Origin of the sequence: Phyllobacterium brassicacearum (assembly GCF_003010955.1) — a bacterium.
In the GTDB taxonomy this organism is placed as follows: Bacteria; Pseudomonadota; Alphaproteobacteria; order Rhizobiales; family Rhizobiaceae; genus Phyllobacterium; species Phyllobacterium brassicacearum.
Map to the genome: position 1 here is coordinate 198,800 of NZ_PGGO01000002.1, position 16,412 is coordinate 215,211.

The following is a 16,412-nucleotide window of genomic DNA, read 5'->3' on the forward strand; positions in this document are numbered from 1 at the left end:
TCAGTCTCCTTTTCCTCTGCAGCATCTGCTGCAATGGAGGAAAGCTAGCAGCGCAAGGTTTCGAGCGTTCTGGACGAATGTAAAGAAATGTAAAGCCGGAGCGGCGCGGCGGCCCAGCGCCTCTGCTTCGCCCGCCTGATTGAAGAAGCGGCAGAACGGGGCGGATTTCTCCCATGTCTTTGGGCGGCGCTCCGGTCCTGATTCAAATCGAATACTGTGATATGGTTGCCGAGAAGGTGGCGAGATGACCGTACTGCGCATCGTTGCGAATATCGCAGCAACAACCACGGTCCCGGACATTCGGAACTTCTATTCCGAGCTATTCGGGCTGGATCCTATCATGGATCTCGGATGGATAGTCACTCTGGCGTCCCGCGAGACTGCCGTCCCCCAGATCAGTATCCTCAGCGAGGGCGGCTCGGGCGCGCCTGTGCCTGACCTCTCGATTGAGGTCGACAATGTGGACGAGGTGTATCGTCGTGCGAGAGAGATCGGATGCAAGGTCGTCCATGATCTAACCGACGAACCCTGGGGAGTAAGACGTTTCTTCATTTCCGATCCCACCGGCAAGCTGATCAACGTGCTCTCGCATCTTCGCTAGATGGGGGCATTGGCGACCTTCCGTACGCTGATACGGACTTCTGCGACTATCGCGATGGCAGCTTATGGCGCAATGTATGGACCGGCTGCGTTTCGCAAGTGAGTTCGTGCATGAATAGCGGAATTCCACTTTTCGTCGAACGAGTGCGACCCGATTAAAATCAGGTCTTGAGGCGCGAGAGGATGCCTTCTAACGTCTTGACGGCGCTTGCTTTGTCAAGCTTCTGCAAGTCGAGAAAGATTTTCAGCCCGTCTTGCTCTTCCCGTATCGCCTTGCCATGTTGGACCAAGTCGTCGATCCGCTCGAGCACCCTGTAGTTTCGCACCGGCTTGGCGATGCCCTTTGCCTTTATGGGTTCCCGCTCCTCGGCCAGAACCCTGTCCTTGACCAACGAATAGGCCGCGTGGCTCAAAAGGATACCGCCAACCTCGGCATGGGACTGCAGCCTGGACGCCAGGTTAACTTCGCCGCCGATGATGGTGTACTCCATGCGGTCTTCGCTGCCGAAATTGCCGACCGTGCAATAGCCCGTGTTGATGCCGATCCGCAGCTGGAACGGCTTCTGCAGTCCCTTGTCACGCCATTCTGTCTGCAAGTTCCGCATCCGCCGCTGCATCGCGATCGCCATGTTGACGCAGGCCATCGCATCCTCCTTGACGCCCCTCGTCTCGGGATCGCCAAAGAACGCCAGAATCGCATCGCCGATGTACTTGTCAACGGTCGCGCCGTGCGCCAGAGCGATCTTCGTCATCTCCGTCAGGTAGTGGTTGATCAGCGCCGTCAATTCCTCGGATTCCAGATCATCTGTCGTCTCGGTGAAATCGGCGATGTCAGAAAAGAATATGGTGAGCTTCTTGCGGCTTGAGGCTATCCTTACTTCCTGTGTACCCGCGAATATCGATGAATAGACTTGGGGTGACAGATATTTCGACAGCTTGTTCGACAAAGCCTCCAGCGTCTTGTTCTTCTCGGTCACGAGCGCATTCGCCAGCTCCACCTTGGACTTGGACTTGCGGATCTTTGCTTCGGCCTGCTTGATTGCCGTGATGTTCGTGTATACGGCAACGGTTCCGCCCTCTGTCGTCTTGCGCTCGTTGATCTGAATCCAGCGGCCATTGGCTCGCTGTTGTACATGGGGTTGGCCCGGTTGCCTGTGTCTCGCCAGTCGCTCGTCGATCCATTCGTCAACGCGTCCTTTCGCGTCCTCGACAAGGCCTTGTTCCGCCGCGTTACGGATGAGCATTTCGTACGGCGTACCCGGCGCTGGCGTGCCCAATCCCGGATAGAGGAGTTCGCCATAGGCGCTGTTGCAGACGATCAGCCGGTCCTCCGCGTCGTACAGGGAAAACCCCTCCGAGATTGATTCGATCGCGTCCGTCAAACGCTGCTCGCTGCGCTGGGAATCGATCTCCGCGTGCTTGCGCGCGGTCACGTCACTCCACGAACCGATGACTTCAAGCGGCTGGCCGTCCTTATCGCGAACCAATTGCTGTTCATCATTCACCCAGCAAAAGCTGCCGTCCTTCTTACGAAATCGATACTCGACCGTGTGGCGGCCTTTCTTGTACAAATGGACGGACTCGGCCTCCACTGCGGCAAGGTCGTCGCGGTGCACTCGGTCGCGCCAGAAATCGGCATTCTCCAGGTACTCGCTCGGCTCATATCCGAGCAAGCTCTTGATATTCTCGCTGATGATGATGGGCGCGTAGTCGCCAGTCGCCTTGAAGCTGTAGATGACCGCAGGGGCAGACGACAACACGCGTACGAGGCGGTCCTGGGAGGCAACCAAAGCTTCGCTGATTTGCTTGCGGGCTGTGATGTCGTTCCACGCACCGACCACCTCGATGGGATCGCCTGCAGCGTTTCGCTGTAACTGCAGATCGTCACTGATCCAGCAATAGTTGCCGTCTTTCTTGCGGAACCGGTACTCGTTGGCGATGCGACCCTCCTCGAAAAGTCTCGCATAATCTTTCTCGATGCGCGGCAGATCCCCGGGATGCACACGGCTGCGCCAGAAATCCGGGCTTTCGAGATATTCCTCACGCTCATATCCGAGCAGGTCCTTTACGTTCGGGCTAATGAACGTCGGCCAAAAGTCGCCCGTTGCTTTGAAGCTGTAGATCACCGCCGGCACGCAGGTGAGTAAATATGAGATGCGGTCCTGGGCAGCCGCTGCGGCTTCTTCCGCGCGCTTGCGATCGGTGATGTCGCTCCACGAGCCGACCACCTCGACCGGCTGGCTTTCTGCGTCCCGGATCAAGTGCTGTGCGTCATTTACCCAGCAGTAGGTACCATCCTTCTTGAGAAATCGATACTCGACCGTATGGTGGCCTTGTTTGAACAAGTGGAGAGACTCGCCCTCCACCGCGGCAAGCTCGTCGGGATGCACGCAGCGCCGCCAGAAATCTGCGTTTTCCAGGTATTCCTGCGGCTCGTAGCCCAACAAGTTCCTGATGTTTTTACTGACAAAGGTCGGCGCAAAATCTCCTGTCGCCTTGTAACTGTAGATCACGGCAGGTGACGAACTCAGCAGTCGGGCCAAACGCTGCTGCGCAGCTGCCTGCGCTTCCTCCGCCGTCTTGCGCGCCGTGATATCGCTCCATGATCCGACGATCTCCAGCGCCTGGCCCTCCTTGTCACGGATCAGTTGCTGCTCGTCATTCACCCAGCAATAGGAGCCATCCTTGCGGCGAAAACGATACTCCACCGCGTGGGTTCCGTTCTCGAAGAACCGGGAAATCGCCTCCTCGACTCGGGTCAGGTCGTCGGGGTGGACCCGGTCGCGCCAGAAAGACGGATTCTCGAGGTACTCGCCTGGCGCATACCCGAACACGGTTCTGATGTTTTCGCTTACGAACGTGGGGGCGAAATCCCCTGTCGCCTTGAAGCTGTAGATCACGGCAGGTGACGAACTCAGCAGCCGAGCCAAACGCTGCTGCGCGCCTGCCTGCGCTTCCTCCGCCGCCTTGCGCGCCGTGATATCGCTCCATGATCCGACGATCTCCAGCGCCTGGCCCTCCTTGTCACGGATCAGTTGCTGCTCGTCATTCACCCAGCAATAGGAGCCATCCTTGCGGCGAAAACGATACTCCACCGCGTGGGTTCCGTTCTCGAAGAACCGGGAAATCGCCTCCTCGACCCGGGTCAGGTCGTCGGGCTGGACCCGGTCGCGCCAGAAAGACGGATTCTCGAGGTACTCGCCCGGCGCATACCCGAACACGGTTCTGATGTTTTCGCTTACGAACGTGGGGGCGAAATCCCCTGTCGCCTTGAAGCTGTAGATCACGGCAGGAGACGAACTTAGCAGCCGCGCCAAACGCTGCTGCGCGGCTGCCTGCGCTTCCTTCAATTGTTCGCCGACCCTGCTGTCGCGGTCGCGCGTGGCGTCTCTTATGGCCTGCTCGATGACAGCGGCGGTGCCGTCGTTATCGAATTCGTCCGCCGGGATCTGTAGAATATGATGCAGAACGGCCGTCGCGTTCTTCGCGTATTCCCTTGCGGTCATCATGGTATGGAACCCCCCTCAAATGAGGCGTCGGGTTTAATTCTAACACACGCGGTTAGTGTTAGTCTTTAGCGCAAAGTGGTTAGGTCCAGTGCCCACGGATATACTTTAAATAATTCTTCAGAGATGGACGCTTGACAACAGCTGCGCCCCGCAGCCAACCCTTTTTTTGCAAGAAATAGCCCAGTGCTCCATCAGCTCCGTGGAGTCCTATACATTACAGGCGAATGTCCTCTTGTGGCCGATAATGTTCTCTAATGGGTCAAGGGCGGCGGCGGACCCAGGATCTCCAGTCCAAACTCGCCCGCCGCGACGGTCGCAGTCTCGTCCAGGTTCTCGTCTTCGAGACCCACGCTCAGCAACTACTTTGAAGAAGCGCTCAAAGCCAGCGGGCAGGATGACGGTCAGGAGGCGGCCAGGAGCCGTGCCAATGTTTTTGAAGGAGTGGACCTGATGGCGGCGCAACAATGCGACGCCGCCAGGGCCCATGTCGAGCACCTCATCGCCACGCCAGATCCGAAACGTCCCTTCGATCACGTAGGAAATCTCATCCTCCCGCCCATGGCGGTGCAGCGGTGCAGCCACGCCTGGCGGCACGATCTCCTCAATCACGGCCTCGAAGTTCCGATCGGCAAGGTCGTTGCGCATCAGCATGATGGCCTTTGTGCAAAGTCGCACCTCCGTGCTCTCAGCTGGCGTAGAGGATCCGAAAGCGATCAGGTTCCGCCGGATCTCGATCAACGACTTGGATTGGCGTCCAGGCCCATTGCCAAACGCTGATGCCTGGCGTGCGGGAGAACTGGATCAGCCCACGGGTGCCTTCAACTGCAACGCGCGGCCAGGATTCGGCAATATGCGCCCGATCCGCGCCGTGAGAACGCAGCACATCGGCGAGGACAGCGACCGTGTCGTAGCCCTCGAAGGCGACGAAGGAGGGTGCTTCGGCTAGCCGCTCACGGAGGGCCGTCTCGACTCGTGCACCGAGTGGGCTGAGGTGCTCGGGCAGGTAGCGCAAGAACGGGATCGCGGCGCTGTCGCCGCCCAGCAACGTCGCCCATTCCGCGAACTCCGGTTGCCCGGCCGGAGCACCAATCATGATCTCGGCAAGGCGCTGGTCGTGGCGGACGGACTTGACGATCGACACTGCCGGCTCCGGGTGGCCAACCAGAAGAAGGAGGGCTGTCGCGCGATTGTCGACGAGTTCGTCGCACACCGCGGTGGGAGCGAGCGAGCACATGTCGAGTTCGATGACGGTGCCTCCGCGTGGAGCGAGGTAGTCCCGCAGAATGCGGGCTCCAGATGCCCAGTAGACACTCGACTCGGCTGCTACGGCTATTCGACTGTGGCCCGCGCTGAGGAGGAAGTCTGCGTAGATCTGCCAGCCGTGGGACTGCGCCGGGGCCAGGCGCGCGACCCATTTCGTTGGCTGTTCAGTGAGCGCGTCGAGAACCGCTGACGAGCAGAGGAACGGCAAGCCGAGGGCGTCGGCCCTGGCAGCAGCGGCGCGAGTGACGACGCTGTGATACTCCCCTGCCAGGGCAACCACGCCCAGGCGAGCCAATTCATCTACGGCTGCGACGGCCTTCTGTGGATCGGCCGCGGTGTCTCGGACCACCAGCTCGAGTGGTCTTCCGATGATCCCGCCAGCGTCATTGACGTCGCAAACGGCCAGCTCGAGTCCAGCGAGCAAGTGTTGGCCTGCCTCGACCCAGCCAGGCCGAGTTAGCGGAACCAGAGCGCCGATCCGGACGGTAGATTCGTCAGTCCGCTCTGCTCTAAGTGGCGATCGTGGCGTGCTCATGCGTCAGCGTCTCCCGGTGACGATTCGGTTGAGCATTGTCACCTCGTCGATAGGCAATAGCGGTTGGAGACTGGCGGTGGTAGAAACAGTGCGAGGCAATCCGATCATTCTGTATTGGTAAGGTGATCCATACAGTTTGTCTGGAGTTATAGAGCATCGCGGGCCGGTACGGGTAGACCGGGATTGCGAGAGGGAGCCTCTTGAATCCGACACGTCCGAAAACGCGGGCAAACGGAATACCTGTCTTAAGGAAGAAGCGGGCGTACTATAAATGCATTCGGTCTTGTGAACAGGCGATCAAGCCTGCCCCCTCGAAGCGAGAGGCCACTTTCCCTCAGCACCGCTTCCTAAGTCATGACCAAGCTCGAGCCGTCGAACCGAACTTCGCGATGAGCACGGCGAGGGTCGCAACGAACAGGATGTAGGCGAGAGCAGCCTGCCATGCCCCCATGGGGAAACCAATCATCAGCAGCGTGTCGTTGCCACCAGGAATCAGCAGCGCACCCACTCCCATAAGGATGCCCCCAAACGTTCTCCAGAATATGGTCTTGATTGTGGGCCATTTCAGCACGAAACGACGCTTCCTGAATCTTGCTGAGACTATGCTGCCACAAAACATGCAGACCAAGGTCATGGGGCCCACGACGGGTATCGAAATGATTGACCCAATCGAGGCCGTAATCGAGAAGCCAGGCGCAAAAACTGCCAGGATCGTAAAGGTGATTCCAATCGCGCCCATACATACCGTCAGGCGCGCAAAATTGGTCTCGGATTTCAGCGACATACCGAACCTCAGCGCCATGGCGGCCAAAAGCGCGATTGCGAGAAGCAGCGGTCCAAATGGCACGGAAGCACTTATCGGCGACCGATCCGGAAGGAGCTCAAATGCAGAATCGATGTACAGCACTGCAAAGATGCCCAAAAACGTGAACAAGAACTCGGAGTCGCCATTTCCGAAATGTCCGACGGACCCGAACACACAAGCGCCGTTCACATGGAGGCCGATCCCAAACAATATGGCTGCTGGAACCACATATCCGAAGGGCGACCAACCCAACTGCATCGTCGGCGACGTTTCGAGGATTGCATAAACGATGGCAGCCCAGACAGCACATTCAACGATAGCGATGAATCGCGCCGGCCTCTTTTCCAACACCAGCTCTCTCGTGGCGATGACAGTGCAGATTGATCCATTATTGAGCGCGAAGCCGAGAACAAATCCCAGCACTCCGAGTGCAGCCATGCCTGTCCAAAGCTCTATGCCAGAGAGACCAGCTCCTGATATGCCCACGAGGAACTCGCTCACTCCCACCTGCTCCGGTTTCAGACACGTCCAGAGATTCGCATTGATTACTGTCGCTGCGATTTTCCCGCTACTGCTTCTGGGAAGAATGCTGTACAGGCGCAGTGTGCAGGGCGGACACTCCCCGCAAGGTTATAGTAGGTCAATTCCTCACGTTAGGCCACAGGACGCCTTCTCTGCCTCAGATAAGCTTGGCACGTGACATATCTGGCGAGTGGGCATCCAAATTCCATCCTTGTGTCCGGCGCTGCGCCGGACACAAGAAGTCGACTAGAATGCGACAGTGTCCCCAATCGAGGAAAGACTGGTCGCCTATTCGGCAACCGCCCGCTTGGGCAGCACCCAGCCTGCGCGCGGGAAATGGCAGGTGTAGCCGCTGGGGTAGCGCTCGAGGTAGTCCTGGTGCTCCGGCTCCGCCTCCCAGAAATCTCCCACCGACTCGACCGCGGTTGCGGCCTTGCCGGGCCACAGGCCCGATGCATCCACGTCTGCGATGGTTTCCTCGGCTATTCTCTTCTGCTCATCGTCTGCGTAGTAGATCGCCGAACGGTATGCGCTGCCGACGTCGTTGCCCTGTCGGTTGCTCGTGCTCGGATCGTGGATCTGAAAGAAATACTCCAGAATCCGCCTGTAGCTAATCATCTTCGGGTCAAAGATGATCTCGATGCCCTCAGCATGCGTACCGTGATTACGATAGATTGCATTCGGCACGTCGCCGCCCGTGTAACCTACACGGGTGTCGATTACGCCGGGGAGCTTGCGGATCAGGTCCTGCATACCCCAAAAGCATCCACCGGCCAGAACAGCTTTCTCGGTCATTTAGATATCCTCTACCTGATTGAGATACACGCCGTAGCCCTCGCCCTCCATTTCGTCGCGCGGGATGAAGCGAAGTGAAGCGGAATTAATGCAGTAACGAAGTCCGCCCCGGTCTTGAGGGCCATCGGGAAACACATGGCCGAGATGACTGTCGCCATGCACCGAGCGCACCTCAGTGCGGGTCATACCATGCGAGTTGTCCCGCAGTTCGTTGACATTTGTCGGCACGATGGGCTTGGTGAAGCTCGGCCAGCCGCAGCCGGAATCAAACTTGTCGGACGAGGCGAACAGCGGTTCGCCGGAAACGACGTCGACATAAATCCCCGACTCCTTGTTGTCGTTGTACTCCCCAGTAAACGGCCGTTCGGTGCCGCTTTCCTGCGTCACCCGATACTGCACGGACGTCAGTTTGCTGACCGCCTCATCAGTCTTTGCATACTTCATTGCGTTACCTCCATTCTTGTTCTTTCCTTATATGGCGAAAGGCCGCGGGGATTCCCAATACAGGGAGTGCATAGATTCAATAGCCGTTCGACACGGCCGGTTCCGGCCGCTCAAGACCAGTCGTGCCTTGCAGCCAACTGCGCAATCTTGCGGATTTCGAGCGGGGTACCGGAACCGGAAACTGTTACAAATACCAGTCCGCGTTCCAGCGACATGCCCTGAACTGGTCGGGTTACTATTCCCTGCACCACGGCGGAATGCTCGGGCATAATGCAGATCGCGAGGCCTTCTGCCACCATTTGCTGGACCCAGTCCTCGCGCTCGGCACTGAACCGCGGCTGCATGACCGCATCATTGTCCATCAGGTGCTCGGTGATCTGTGTGTGAAACTCGCAGGCCAGCCGGTCGACATATGGGTAGGAGGCCAGGGCCCCGGTGGTGACGACGTCATTTCCGGCCAGCGGATGGTCCTTTGCGCAGGCCAGGAGGAATCGCTCACGAAACAGCGGCACAACGTTGAGCTTGGGGTTGGGACGCGGCATCCCCGGCAGGATACAGGCGTGGTACTTGCCCGATAGCACCTCGTCCGCACCCTCCCCAGCCAATAGCTGATGCATGTTGATCTTTACAGAGGGAAGCTGGCCAAGCACGTCGGCCAAGAATGCGGTGAATTTTGCTGGACCGATGGTCGTGGCAACGGCGATGTCGAGAACACGGTGCCGGCCCAGTACTGTGCTCTCGGAATGCTCGCGCACATTTCGGAGGGCGAGTTCAATCCGCATGAACTCGGCTTGAATGTCCCGACCAAGCGCCGTTAGACGGCTGTGCTTACCATCGCGATAGATGAGCGGACTGCCCAATTCTTCCTCGAGGCGCTGAATTGCCCGGGTTAGACTGGGCTGCGAAACACGGCTTCGACGCGCGGCTTCGGTGAAGTTCAACGTTTCGGCCAGATTGAGGAAGTACCTGACCTGATTGATGTCCATGGATGACGTCTCACTTTGGTTACCCGGGTACTTGATAGTATCTCACCGAATGCGCTGCTATTCCTCGATCGCCGATTCGGCCGCCAACTTTTAAGCCGCTTTGTTCCGGGTCGACGTTCCGGCCAAGATGCCCTGATTGCGCTGAACGACCTGCGTGAGGAAGTCGGAAACGACGCGGATACGTTTTGCACGTCGCAGATCATTAGGAACAATCAACCAAATATCTTCGTCCTGCAGATAATGCGCAGGATTGATCCTCACAAAATGGTCTTCATCGTCCGCCGTGATGCAGGGGAGAATCCCGATGCCCACTCCGGCTTTTACGGCGAGCACCTGCGCCTGGACAGAGTCCAGAACTAGCGTTGCCAAGCTGCCATCGGACCATAAGCGCATTGCCCTCGGCAAGGCCGTGTAGGCCATAGGGTCGCCCCACATAATCAGACGATGGCCGGTAATGAGCGTTGCGTTCTTTGCGATCGGATGGCGTTCCAGATAAGCGCGGGACGCATACAAGCCGAAGGATATGCCGCCGACACGTTTGACAGCGTAAGGTCCTTGCTCGGGTCGGCATAGCCGCAAGGCGATATCCGCTTCGCGTTGTGGCAGGCGTGAAAGAGACGCGTTGATCGCTATGCCGAGTTGCAGCGCTGGGTTGGCGTTCTGCAATGCTGGAAGATTGGGTATTATGATTTGGTTCGCCAGTGTTTCTATGGTTGCGACACGAACCATTCCGGATGGCTGTATATCGCGTTCTCCGAGATCATCCGCAATCTCAGCCATGCTCCCTTCAATCGCAATGGCCTTTTCCATCATCTCCCGACCTTCTTCGGTCAACTGATATCCGTGGGTATGGCGTTCGAAGAAGCGCGTTCGCAACGCGGCCTCCAAGGTCTCGACACGTCTCGCAACAGTGGATTGGCTAACGCCGAGTTGCTTTGCCGCGCCCGTCAGACCGCTATGTCGGGCAACGGCAAGGAAATAGCGGATGTCGTTCCAATTCATGTTTCTACTTTCAGAAAACCATATGCTGATGATAGCCGCATGCATTCATAATTGAAATGAAATAGACTATTCCGAACGTCGGACCGTAAAACCGCTATCTGACGCGGTTTTATTCTTCTTAGACGCAGATTTATCCCTAAGACCGTCTAAATCGAACTGGATGGCCAAACCCTTTTATGAAAAATGTATCAACTACGGGCATCGCGGCAGCTATATTTGCCTCTCTCACATGGTCGATGAACTTTGTCGCTCCTTTTGTGATCGGAGATTATTCGATCTTCGACCTTGCCGCATGTCGATTTCTGCTGTCTGGGTTGATCGGGATCGTGATCCTTATTGCCAGCGCACATCTTTGTCGTGGGCTCACGCTACAGGATTGGTTTGTCGCGGGTGGACTCGGCTTCATCGGATATGTGGGCTACTTCCTCACCGTCATGGTTGCCGCCGTATACGCAGGCCCTGTGATCCCTCCAGCCTTTCTCGGGCTCGTGCCTGTCGTCCTCGCGATCACCGGCAATTTTGGCGGGCGGAGTATCTCGTGGCCGCCTCTTCTGATGCCCCTTGCTCTGGCGGCGACAGGGCTGCTGTTAGTCAATGGTAGCAGTATCATGCAGGTGGATGTACAGGGAGAAAGATCGCTTACGATCGGTATCGCTTTTTCCATTGCGGCGGTAGCTCTGTGGACCTGGTTCGGGATCGCCAACCACAATGCACTACTGAAAAGACCCAACCTGGATGCACGCGTCTGGACGGCGCTGATGATGATCGGGGGAAGCATCCAGACATTGGCATTTCTCCCGATTGGCTACGGCATGGAATTATTCAGGGCTCCGGACATCGGTTTTGGTCTGGGGGCCATCCGCAATCTCTACCTACCAGCTTTCATGTTGGCAGCTGTGGCATCAATCGGGGGAGCGTGGGCTTGGACTATAGCATCACAGCGCCTTCCAGTAGCGCTCGCAGGCCAGTTGCTGATGACGGAGATCGTTTTTGCCACCTGTTTTGGGCTGATGGTCCAGCATCGGTGGCCAACCCTCGCGGAGGCGGTCGGAATGATACTGCTCGTTCTAGGCGTTGTGATGGCTATCAACGCCTTCCACTCTAAACGTCAAACCAGAGCTTAATAAGGTGTGGGTGTCCATTGCCGTTGACCGCCGGTCGACTCGGGAAAAGCTCGGCAGTACATAGGGTCTGCTTGCGTCGCCGAGACTTGGATCAGCCATTTGCAGGGTGACGAACGGCATCCCGGCAATCGATGAGAAAGGCCCTTGGTATTGAGATCCCGCGAAAGGTGAAGGGCCGGCTCGTAATAAGCATGGGGTAGCCGGACACCGTAGCTGATGTAACAATGGATACTCGTGACAGCAAAGGAGCTAATTATGGCTTTCAACACGCAACGGCTGCAATTTTCCGGCCATTCCGGAGCAACCCTGGCCGCCCGCCTCGACCTACCCAACGGTCCTTTACGCGCCTACGCATTGTTTGCCCATTGCTTCACCTGTTCCAAGGATTTGGCGTCAGTGCGACGCATTGCAGCGGAGCTTGCGCGCGAAGGTATCGCCGTCCTGCGCTTCGATTTTACAGGCTTAGGATCAAGCGAGGGTGAATTCGCCTCGACAAATTTCTCTTCAAATGTTGCCGACCTGCTTTCGGCGGCCGACTACTTACGCCAACATCATCAGGCACCGTCGTTGCTGATCGGCCACTCGCTCGGCGGCGCAGCGGTCCTGGCTGTGGCCAAGGATATACCTGAAGTGCGCGCCGTCGCCACGATCGGTGCGCCGGCTGATGTCGGCCATGTGTTGAAGAACTTCGGAACGAGCCTCGAGGAGATTGAGAAGTGGGGTGCGGCCGAAGTCGATCTCGCCGGTCGTAAGTTCCTTGTCAGAAAGCAATTTGTCGAGGACGCGCGTGCACAGTGCATCAAAGACGCTGTCGCGTCCCTGAAGAAGCCTCTTCTCATCCTTCATTCACCGCTGGACCAGACGGTCGGAATCGAGAACGCTACCGAAATCTTCCTTGCGGCCAAACACCCCAAAAGCTTTGTTTCGCTGGACAAGGCCGACCACCTGCTCACTGACCTTGAGGACGCGGCCTTCGCCGGACGGATTATTTCGGGATGGCTGAAGCGTTATCTCGCCGCCGACGCGCCGCAGGGCACAGGGCCGATCGAGCATGTACGCGTGATGGAAACGGGCGAAGGCAAGTTTCAGAACTCGGTTCAGGCTGGCAGCCATCGCCTTTTCGCGGATGAACCTGAAAACGTTGGCGGGCTCGATTCCGGACCGTCACCCTACGACTTCCTGTCGATCGCGCTTGGCGCTTGCACTTCGATAACGCTGCGCCAATACAGCGATTACAAGAAGCTGACGCTCGGACGCATCGGCGTCGACGTCTCGCATGCCAAGATTCATTTTAAGGACTGTGAAGAGTGCACCGAATCCGAACGCAGCGGCAGCGGCAGGATAGACCGTTTCGAGCGCATCATTTCCGTCGATGGCGACGTCACCGAGGAGTTACGCGGCAAGATTGCCGAAATTGCCGACAAATGCCCGGTGCACCGTACCCTCGAAGCTGTGGCAAAGATAAAAACCGTCGTGAAGTCGGGGGTATGAGCGGGCGCGCATGCTGCCGCCAACAAAAGCCAATGGACGCCTGACACATCGTGACGTCAGCGGGAGGGGGTGAACCGATGAATAATTTCAAGGAGGCGGTCACAAGACCTCTCAACGTGCTGTAGAGGGCACGTTGTAATTCCCAACAAAAGGCCGGATTGCGCGGAGGCCGACGATGCGTGCCAAACCGATAACGGCGCGGGAGCTAAGCCGAAGGCGAGTGTTTCCCGGACGATGGATACGTCTGGCATGCCATTGGCGAACCGAAGCAGAGCAGCCAATCCGGCGGTGGTCACAGCAATCTCATTTGCGCGCGTTTCAAGACATTGCAACAATGCGTCTCGTTGCGCAGCGTATGCACGCTTGGTGCGCCGGAGGTGCCGCAAATAGTGACCTTCGCTGATGAATTCGGCGGTGGCAAGCTGTACGGATGGCCCAGGTGGCGGTGCCAAGCATGCAGCCACCTCGGCGAAGCGGGAGGCGAGATGCGGAGGAGCAAGCACAAAGCCAAGGCGCAAGGTTGGGCTAATGGTCTTGCTGAACGAGCCGATATGGATGACCCTCCCCGTACGATCAACCGAGGCGAGTGCTGGCGCGGCGCGGCCGTTCAATTGTAATTCGCTTAAATAGTCATCCTCGATTACCCATGCCCCCTGCAGATCCGCCCACTCCAGAAGCTGCAATCGGCGTGATAGCGAGAGCGTAGTCCCAATAGGAGCCTGCTGTCCTGGCGTCACAACTGCGAGGCCCGCGTCCGGCGCGTATCTCAGGCCATAGTCGACATCGATGCCCCCGGAGTCGACGGGGATAGGAACCGGCGACAGGCTTGCAAGCTCGAGCCCGCGTCGAGTGAACGGAAAGCCTGGGTCCTCCATCCACGCCTTGCGCCCCTCAAGGCCCAGCACGCGGAGCGCCAGCCCGAGGCCACTTGCAAAGCCACCAGTAACAAGGATCTGAGAGGGCAAACACTCTATTCCCCGGGCAATGGCAAGATAGGCAGCAATCTCTCGCCGTAACTCAAGTTCTCCCCGCGGATCGGGATACACCGCCGGCGTACTTGCTTCGGCACGCACGGCATGCGCGCGAATTCTTGCGATGAGTTTGGCGGGAAAAGTCTCCCTCCCCGGCACGCCCATCTGGAAAATCGCCGGACCCAATGTCATCTCCTGGTACATCTCCATGAAGGAGCCAGGTTCAGGTGTGGGATCCCGCGGCAAGGATAAGATCGGTCTTTCCGTGACGCGGGTCCCGGCCGCTCGCGATGCAACAATAAGCTGCGCCGCTGACAACTTATCGTAAGCGGCACGCACGGTACCACGTGCGACGCCAAGTTGGACTGCCAGGTCCACCCAGGATGGAAGGCGTGCACCTGCTGCTAACACGCCGCTTTCGATGGCCGCTGTTATGCCCACACAAATCTGGTCGGCCAGTGGGATCTTCTTGGTTCGGTCGAGTTGCAACTCAAGCGGCTTGGTCATCCGTGGTACATTATTTTTGAGCGTTCTTGGTGCTTTTTATAGAACCAGCAGAAGAATATTAATAGCGGGAAAGGAAAACACTCACAAAGGAGAAATACCAATGAACATACGATCCTTCATCCGCGGAGCCTCTGCAGCTGTCGCTATTGCCGTCGCACTGCCTGCCGCAGCACACGAGCCCGCTGAAACAGTCACGCCAAGCTTCGAGCAGGTCATCCCTAACATACCTGGCAAGTCAGTTCGCGCGCTGGTCGTGGACTATCCACCGGCAGGAGCGTCATTCCCGCATACCCACGCAAAATCAGCTTTCATTTTTGCCTATGTCCTGTCGGGAGAAATCGAGTCGCAGGTTAATGATGAACCCAAGCGGGTATATCGCGCCGGTGAAAGCTTCTACGAGACGCCGGGCTCGACACATCTTGTGAGCCGCAACGCCAGCAAGACAGAGCCCGCGAAGCTGCTTGCGGTGTTTATCGCTGACACCGACGACAAGGAACTGACTACCACCATCGGCCCGAAGGAGTGAGAAAATGACCAGCCGTCTGGATTACAATCAAATCGCTCCTGCTGGCGCGAAAGCGCTGGGCGGCGTCTACGGTTACGTCATGCAAAGCGGTCTTTCCCCCGTTTTGCTGGATCTGGTTTATCTGCGCGTCTCGCAGATAAATAACTGTGCTTACTGCCTCGACATGCATACGCGGGATCTTCTGAAGAAGGGCCAGGCGATCGAGAAGATCGCATTGCTGCAGGCCTGGGCGGAAGCCGGCAATCTCTTCGACGAGCGGGAGCGGGCTGCCCTGGCATGGGCCGAAACGGTCACGCGAGTCGCAGAGACCGGTGTGCCGAACGACGCCTACGACGCTGCAATCGCTGTGTTTAACGAACGCGAACTCGTCGATCTCACGATCGCGATCAGTCTGATGAACAGCTACAATCGAATGGCTATCAGCTTCCGAAATACACCTCACGCAGCGATCGAAAGATAGCTAGGAAGCAACGCGTTCGCGGGTGGGCGTTAGTCGCGCATCCGCAACGCGAACTGCATTTGCGAAGGTTCACTATTCGCAAGCCGACACAACGACTTGATCGTGAACGCCGTGTTCATTGCTCAGCCGCGATGGTAAAATATGTAGATCAAAAAGTCATATTGTGTCCGGGCGAGGCGAAGATTGGAAGGCGCGCGCGTTGCCTAGCAACAATGTTACCTTCCTGAGCAGCGGTGGACCAAGCTCTAAAAGGCGAGTTCACAGGGACGTGACGACGACATGCCCCTCTATCGGTAATCGTCCTGGAAAGACTTGGCGTACCACTCACGGTCTAAGCCTTATCGGCCGACCTCGGTATAGTCACTGGCCCAGTGGGCTCGTTTGCAGATGCCTGCTTTAGTCCAGACAAGATAAACAACCTGTCAGGAACCATAAGGGGAAGCACACAAATGTCCTTGTACAACACTTCAATTATGTTCGCCGCGCTTGCTGTCGCGCAATCCGTTTATTTGCCTGAAGCAGCAAAGGGTGGTGAGCTGGAAGAGGTGCGGCCAGTTTTCGAACACGTTCTTCCGAACGCACCGGGCAAGAAATTGGTTGCACTTGTGGTCGACTATGGGCCAGGCGGGAAATCGGATGCCCACATACACGCAAAGTCAGCCTTCATTTATGCACGCGTATTGTCAGGAGAAATACGAAGCAAAGTCAACGATGAAGAGGCAAAGGTCTACAAGGTCGGTGAGCAGTTCTTCGAGCTTCCAGGCTCCCGGCACGGTGTAAGCGAGAATGCCAGTACCACCGAGCCAGCAAGTCTGTTGGCGGTATTTATTGTGGATGAGGGTGACGAACCCCTCACGACTTCCGAAAAGTAA

15 protein-coding genes are annotated in these 16,412 nt (G+C 57.5%); 6 read left to right on the forward strand and 9 right to left on the reverse strand.

From position 1 onward, the window contains the following. The first annotated feature begins 244 nt into the window (after window positions 1-244). Window positions 245-601, forward strand: a complete 357-nt coding sequence (locus CU102_RS03870) for a VOC family protein (protein WP_106709649.1) — start codon at window positions 245-247, stop codon at window positions 599-601. A gap of 160 nt (window positions 602-761) precedes the next feature. Here CU102_RS03870 and CU102_RS03875 read toward each other — a convergent pair whose 3' ends face one another. The 8 genes from CU102_RS03875 to CU102_RS03910 form a co-directional block, all read right to left on the reverse strand. After that, window positions 762-4,109: a PAS domain-containing protein gene (locus tag CU102_RS03875; protein ID WP_106709650.1), complete on the reverse strand. Its 3,348-nt coding sequence runs from the start codon at window positions 4,107-4,109 to the stop codon at window positions 762-764. A 207-nt stretch (window positions 4,110-4,316) separates the two neighbouring features. Next, on the reverse strand, window positions 4,317-4,760 hold the full coding sequence (locus CU102_RS03880; RefSeq protein ID WP_208113806.1) for a cupin domain-containing protein: 444 nt from the start codon (window positions 4,758-4,760) through the stop codon (window positions 4,317-4,319). Between the two features lie 34 nt (window positions 4,761-4,794). Beyond that, a complete protein-coding gene (locus tag CU102_RS03885) occupies window positions 4,795-5,907 on the reverse strand; it encodes an ABC transporter substrate-binding protein (RefSeq protein WP_106709651.1) in 1,113 nt (370 codons plus the stop codon). A gap of 352 nt (window positions 5,908-6,259) precedes the next feature. Beyond that, window positions 6,260-7,213: a YeeE/YedE thiosulfate transporter family protein gene (locus tag CU102_RS03890; protein WP_106709652.1), complete on the reverse strand. Its 954-nt coding sequence runs from the start codon at window positions 7,211-7,213 to the stop codon at window positions 6,260-6,262. Window positions 7,214-7,522: 309 nt separating this feature from the next. Then, the gene (gene msrA, locus CU102_RS03895) at window positions 7,523-8,029 is read right to left on the reverse strand and encodes a peptide-methionine (S)-S-oxide reductase MsrA (protein WP_106709653.1); all 507 of its coding nucleotides are present in this window, start codon (window positions 8,027-8,029) and stop codon (window positions 7,523-7,525) included. Then, complete coding sequence (msrB, locus tag CU102_RS03900; RefSeq protein ID WP_106709654.1) at window positions 8,030-8,473, reverse strand: peptide-methionine (R)-S-oxide reductase MsrB; 444 nt, start codon at window positions 8,471-8,473, stop codon at window positions 8,030-8,032. A 110-nt stretch (window positions 8,474-8,583) separates the two neighbouring features. Continuing rightward, window positions 8,584-9,459, reverse strand: coding sequence for a LysR family transcriptional regulator (locus CU102_RS03905; protein ID WP_106709655.1), 876 nt, complete (start codon window positions 9,457-9,459; stop codon window positions 8,584-8,586). Between the two features lie 90 nt (window positions 9,460-9,549). Further along, window positions 9,550-10,461, reverse strand: a complete 912-nt coding sequence (locus tag CU102_RS03910) for a LysR family transcriptional regulator (RefSeq protein ID WP_166648357.1) — start codon at window positions 10,459-10,461, stop codon at window positions 9,550-9,552. A 176-nt stretch (window positions 10,462-10,637) separates the two neighbouring features. On the opposite strand from CU102_RS03910, the gene CU102_RS03915 reads away from it, so the two are divergent. Together CU102_RS03915 and CU102_RS03920 are read left to right on the forward strand one after the other, a co-directional pair. Then, window positions 10,638-11,585: a DMT family transporter gene (locus tag CU102_RS03915; RefSeq protein ID WP_106709657.1), complete on the forward strand. Its 948-nt coding sequence runs from the start codon at window positions 10,638-10,640 to the stop codon at window positions 11,583-11,585. Window positions 11,586-11,840: 255 nt separating this feature from the next. Then, a complete protein-coding gene (locus tag CU102_RS03920) occupies window positions 11,841-13,076 on the forward strand; it encodes a bifunctional alpha/beta hydrolase/OsmC family protein (protein WP_106709658.1) in 1,236 nt (411 codons plus the stop codon). A 56-nt stretch (window positions 13,077-13,132) separates the two neighbouring features. Here CU102_RS03920 and pdxR read toward each other — a convergent pair whose 3' ends face one another. Beyond that, the gene (gene pdxR, locus CU102_RS03925) at window positions 13,133-14,554 is read right to left on the reverse strand and encodes a MocR-like pyridoxine biosynthesis transcription factor PdxR (RefSeq protein WP_106709659.1); all 1,422 of its coding nucleotides are present in this window, start codon (window positions 14,552-14,554) and stop codon (window positions 13,133-13,135) included. A gap of 100 nt (window positions 14,555-14,654) precedes the next feature. Here pdxR and CU102_RS03930 point away from each other — a divergent pair, with 100 nt between their 5' ends. The 3 genes from CU102_RS03930 to CU102_RS03940 all read left to right on the forward strand — a co-directional run bounded on the left by CU102_RS03930 (window position 14,655) and on the right by CU102_RS03940 (window position 16,412). Beyond that, the gene (locus CU102_RS03930) at window positions 14,655-15,080 is read left to right on the forward strand and encodes a cupin domain-containing protein (RefSeq protein WP_106709660.1); all 426 of its coding nucleotides are present in this window, start codon (window positions 14,655-14,657) and stop codon (window positions 15,078-15,080) included. 4 nt (window positions 15,081-15,084) lie between these two features. Next, complete coding sequence (locus CU102_RS03935) at window positions 15,085-15,540, forward strand: carboxymuconolactone decarboxylase family protein (protein ID WP_106709661.1); 456 nt, start codon at window positions 15,085-15,087, stop codon at window positions 15,538-15,540. Window positions 15,541-15,989: 449 nt separating this feature from the next. Continuing rightward, the gene (locus CU102_RS03940; protein WP_106709662.1) at window positions 15,990-16,412 is read left to right on the forward strand and encodes a cupin domain-containing protein; all 423 of its coding nucleotides are present in this window, start codon (window positions 15,990-15,992) and stop codon (window positions 16,410-16,412) included.

Bases quoted from the DNA above. Each gene is read 5' to 3' on its own strand.
- msrB (WP_106709654.1), bottom strand. From the start codon at position 8,473: ATGAAGTATGCAAAGACTGATGAGGCGGTCAGCAAACTGACGTCCGTG.
- CU102_RS03930 (WP_106709660.1), top strand. From the start codon at position 14,655: ATGAACATACGATCCTTCATCCGCGGAGCCTCTGCAGCTGTCGCTATT.
- CU102_RS03915 (WP_106709657.1), top strand. From the start codon at position 10,638: ATGAAAAATGTATCAACTACGGGCATCGCGGCAGCTATATTTGCCTCT.
- CU102_RS03880 (WP_208113806.1), bottom strand. From the start codon at position 4,760: ATGCTGATGCGCAACGACCTTGCCGATCGGAACTTCGAGGCCGTGATT.
- CU102_RS03905 (WP_106709655.1), bottom strand. From the start codon at position 9,459: ATGGACATCAATCAGGTCAGGTACTTCCTCAATCTGGCCGAAACGTTG.
- CU102_RS03885 (WP_106709651.1), bottom strand. From the start codon at position 5,907: ATGAGCACGCCACGATCGCCACTTAGAGCAGAGCGGACTGACGAATCT.
- pdxR (WP_106709659.1), bottom strand. From the start codon at position 14,554: ATGACCAAGCCGCTTGAGTTGCAACTCGACCGAACCAAGAAGATCCCA.
- CU102_RS03920 (WP_106709658.1), top strand. From the start codon at position 11,841: ATGGCTTTCAACACGCAACGGCTGCAATTTTCCGGCCATTCCGGAGCA.
- CU102_RS03910 (WP_166648357.1), bottom strand. From the start codon at position 10,461: ATGAATTGGAACGACATCCGCTATTTCCTTGCCGTTGCCCGACATAGC.
- msrA (WP_106709653.1), bottom strand. From the start codon at position 8,029: ATGACCGAGAAAGCTGTTCTGGCCGGTGGATGCTTTTGGGGTATGCAG.
- CU102_RS03875 (WP_106709650.1), bottom strand. From the start codon at position 4,109: ATGATGACCGCAAGGGAATACGCGAAGAACGCGACGGCCGTTCTGCAT.
- CU102_RS03940 (WP_106709662.1), top strand. From the start codon at position 15,990: ATGTCCTTGTACAACACTTCAATTATGTTCGCCGCGCTTGCTGTCGCG.
- CU102_RS03870 (WP_106709649.1), top strand. From the start codon at position 245: ATGACCGTACTGCGCATCGTTGCGAATATCGCAGCAACAACCACGGTC.
- CU102_RS03935 (WP_106709661.1), top strand. From the start codon at position 15,085: ATGACCAGCCGTCTGGATTACAATCAAATCGCTCCTGCTGGCGCGAAA.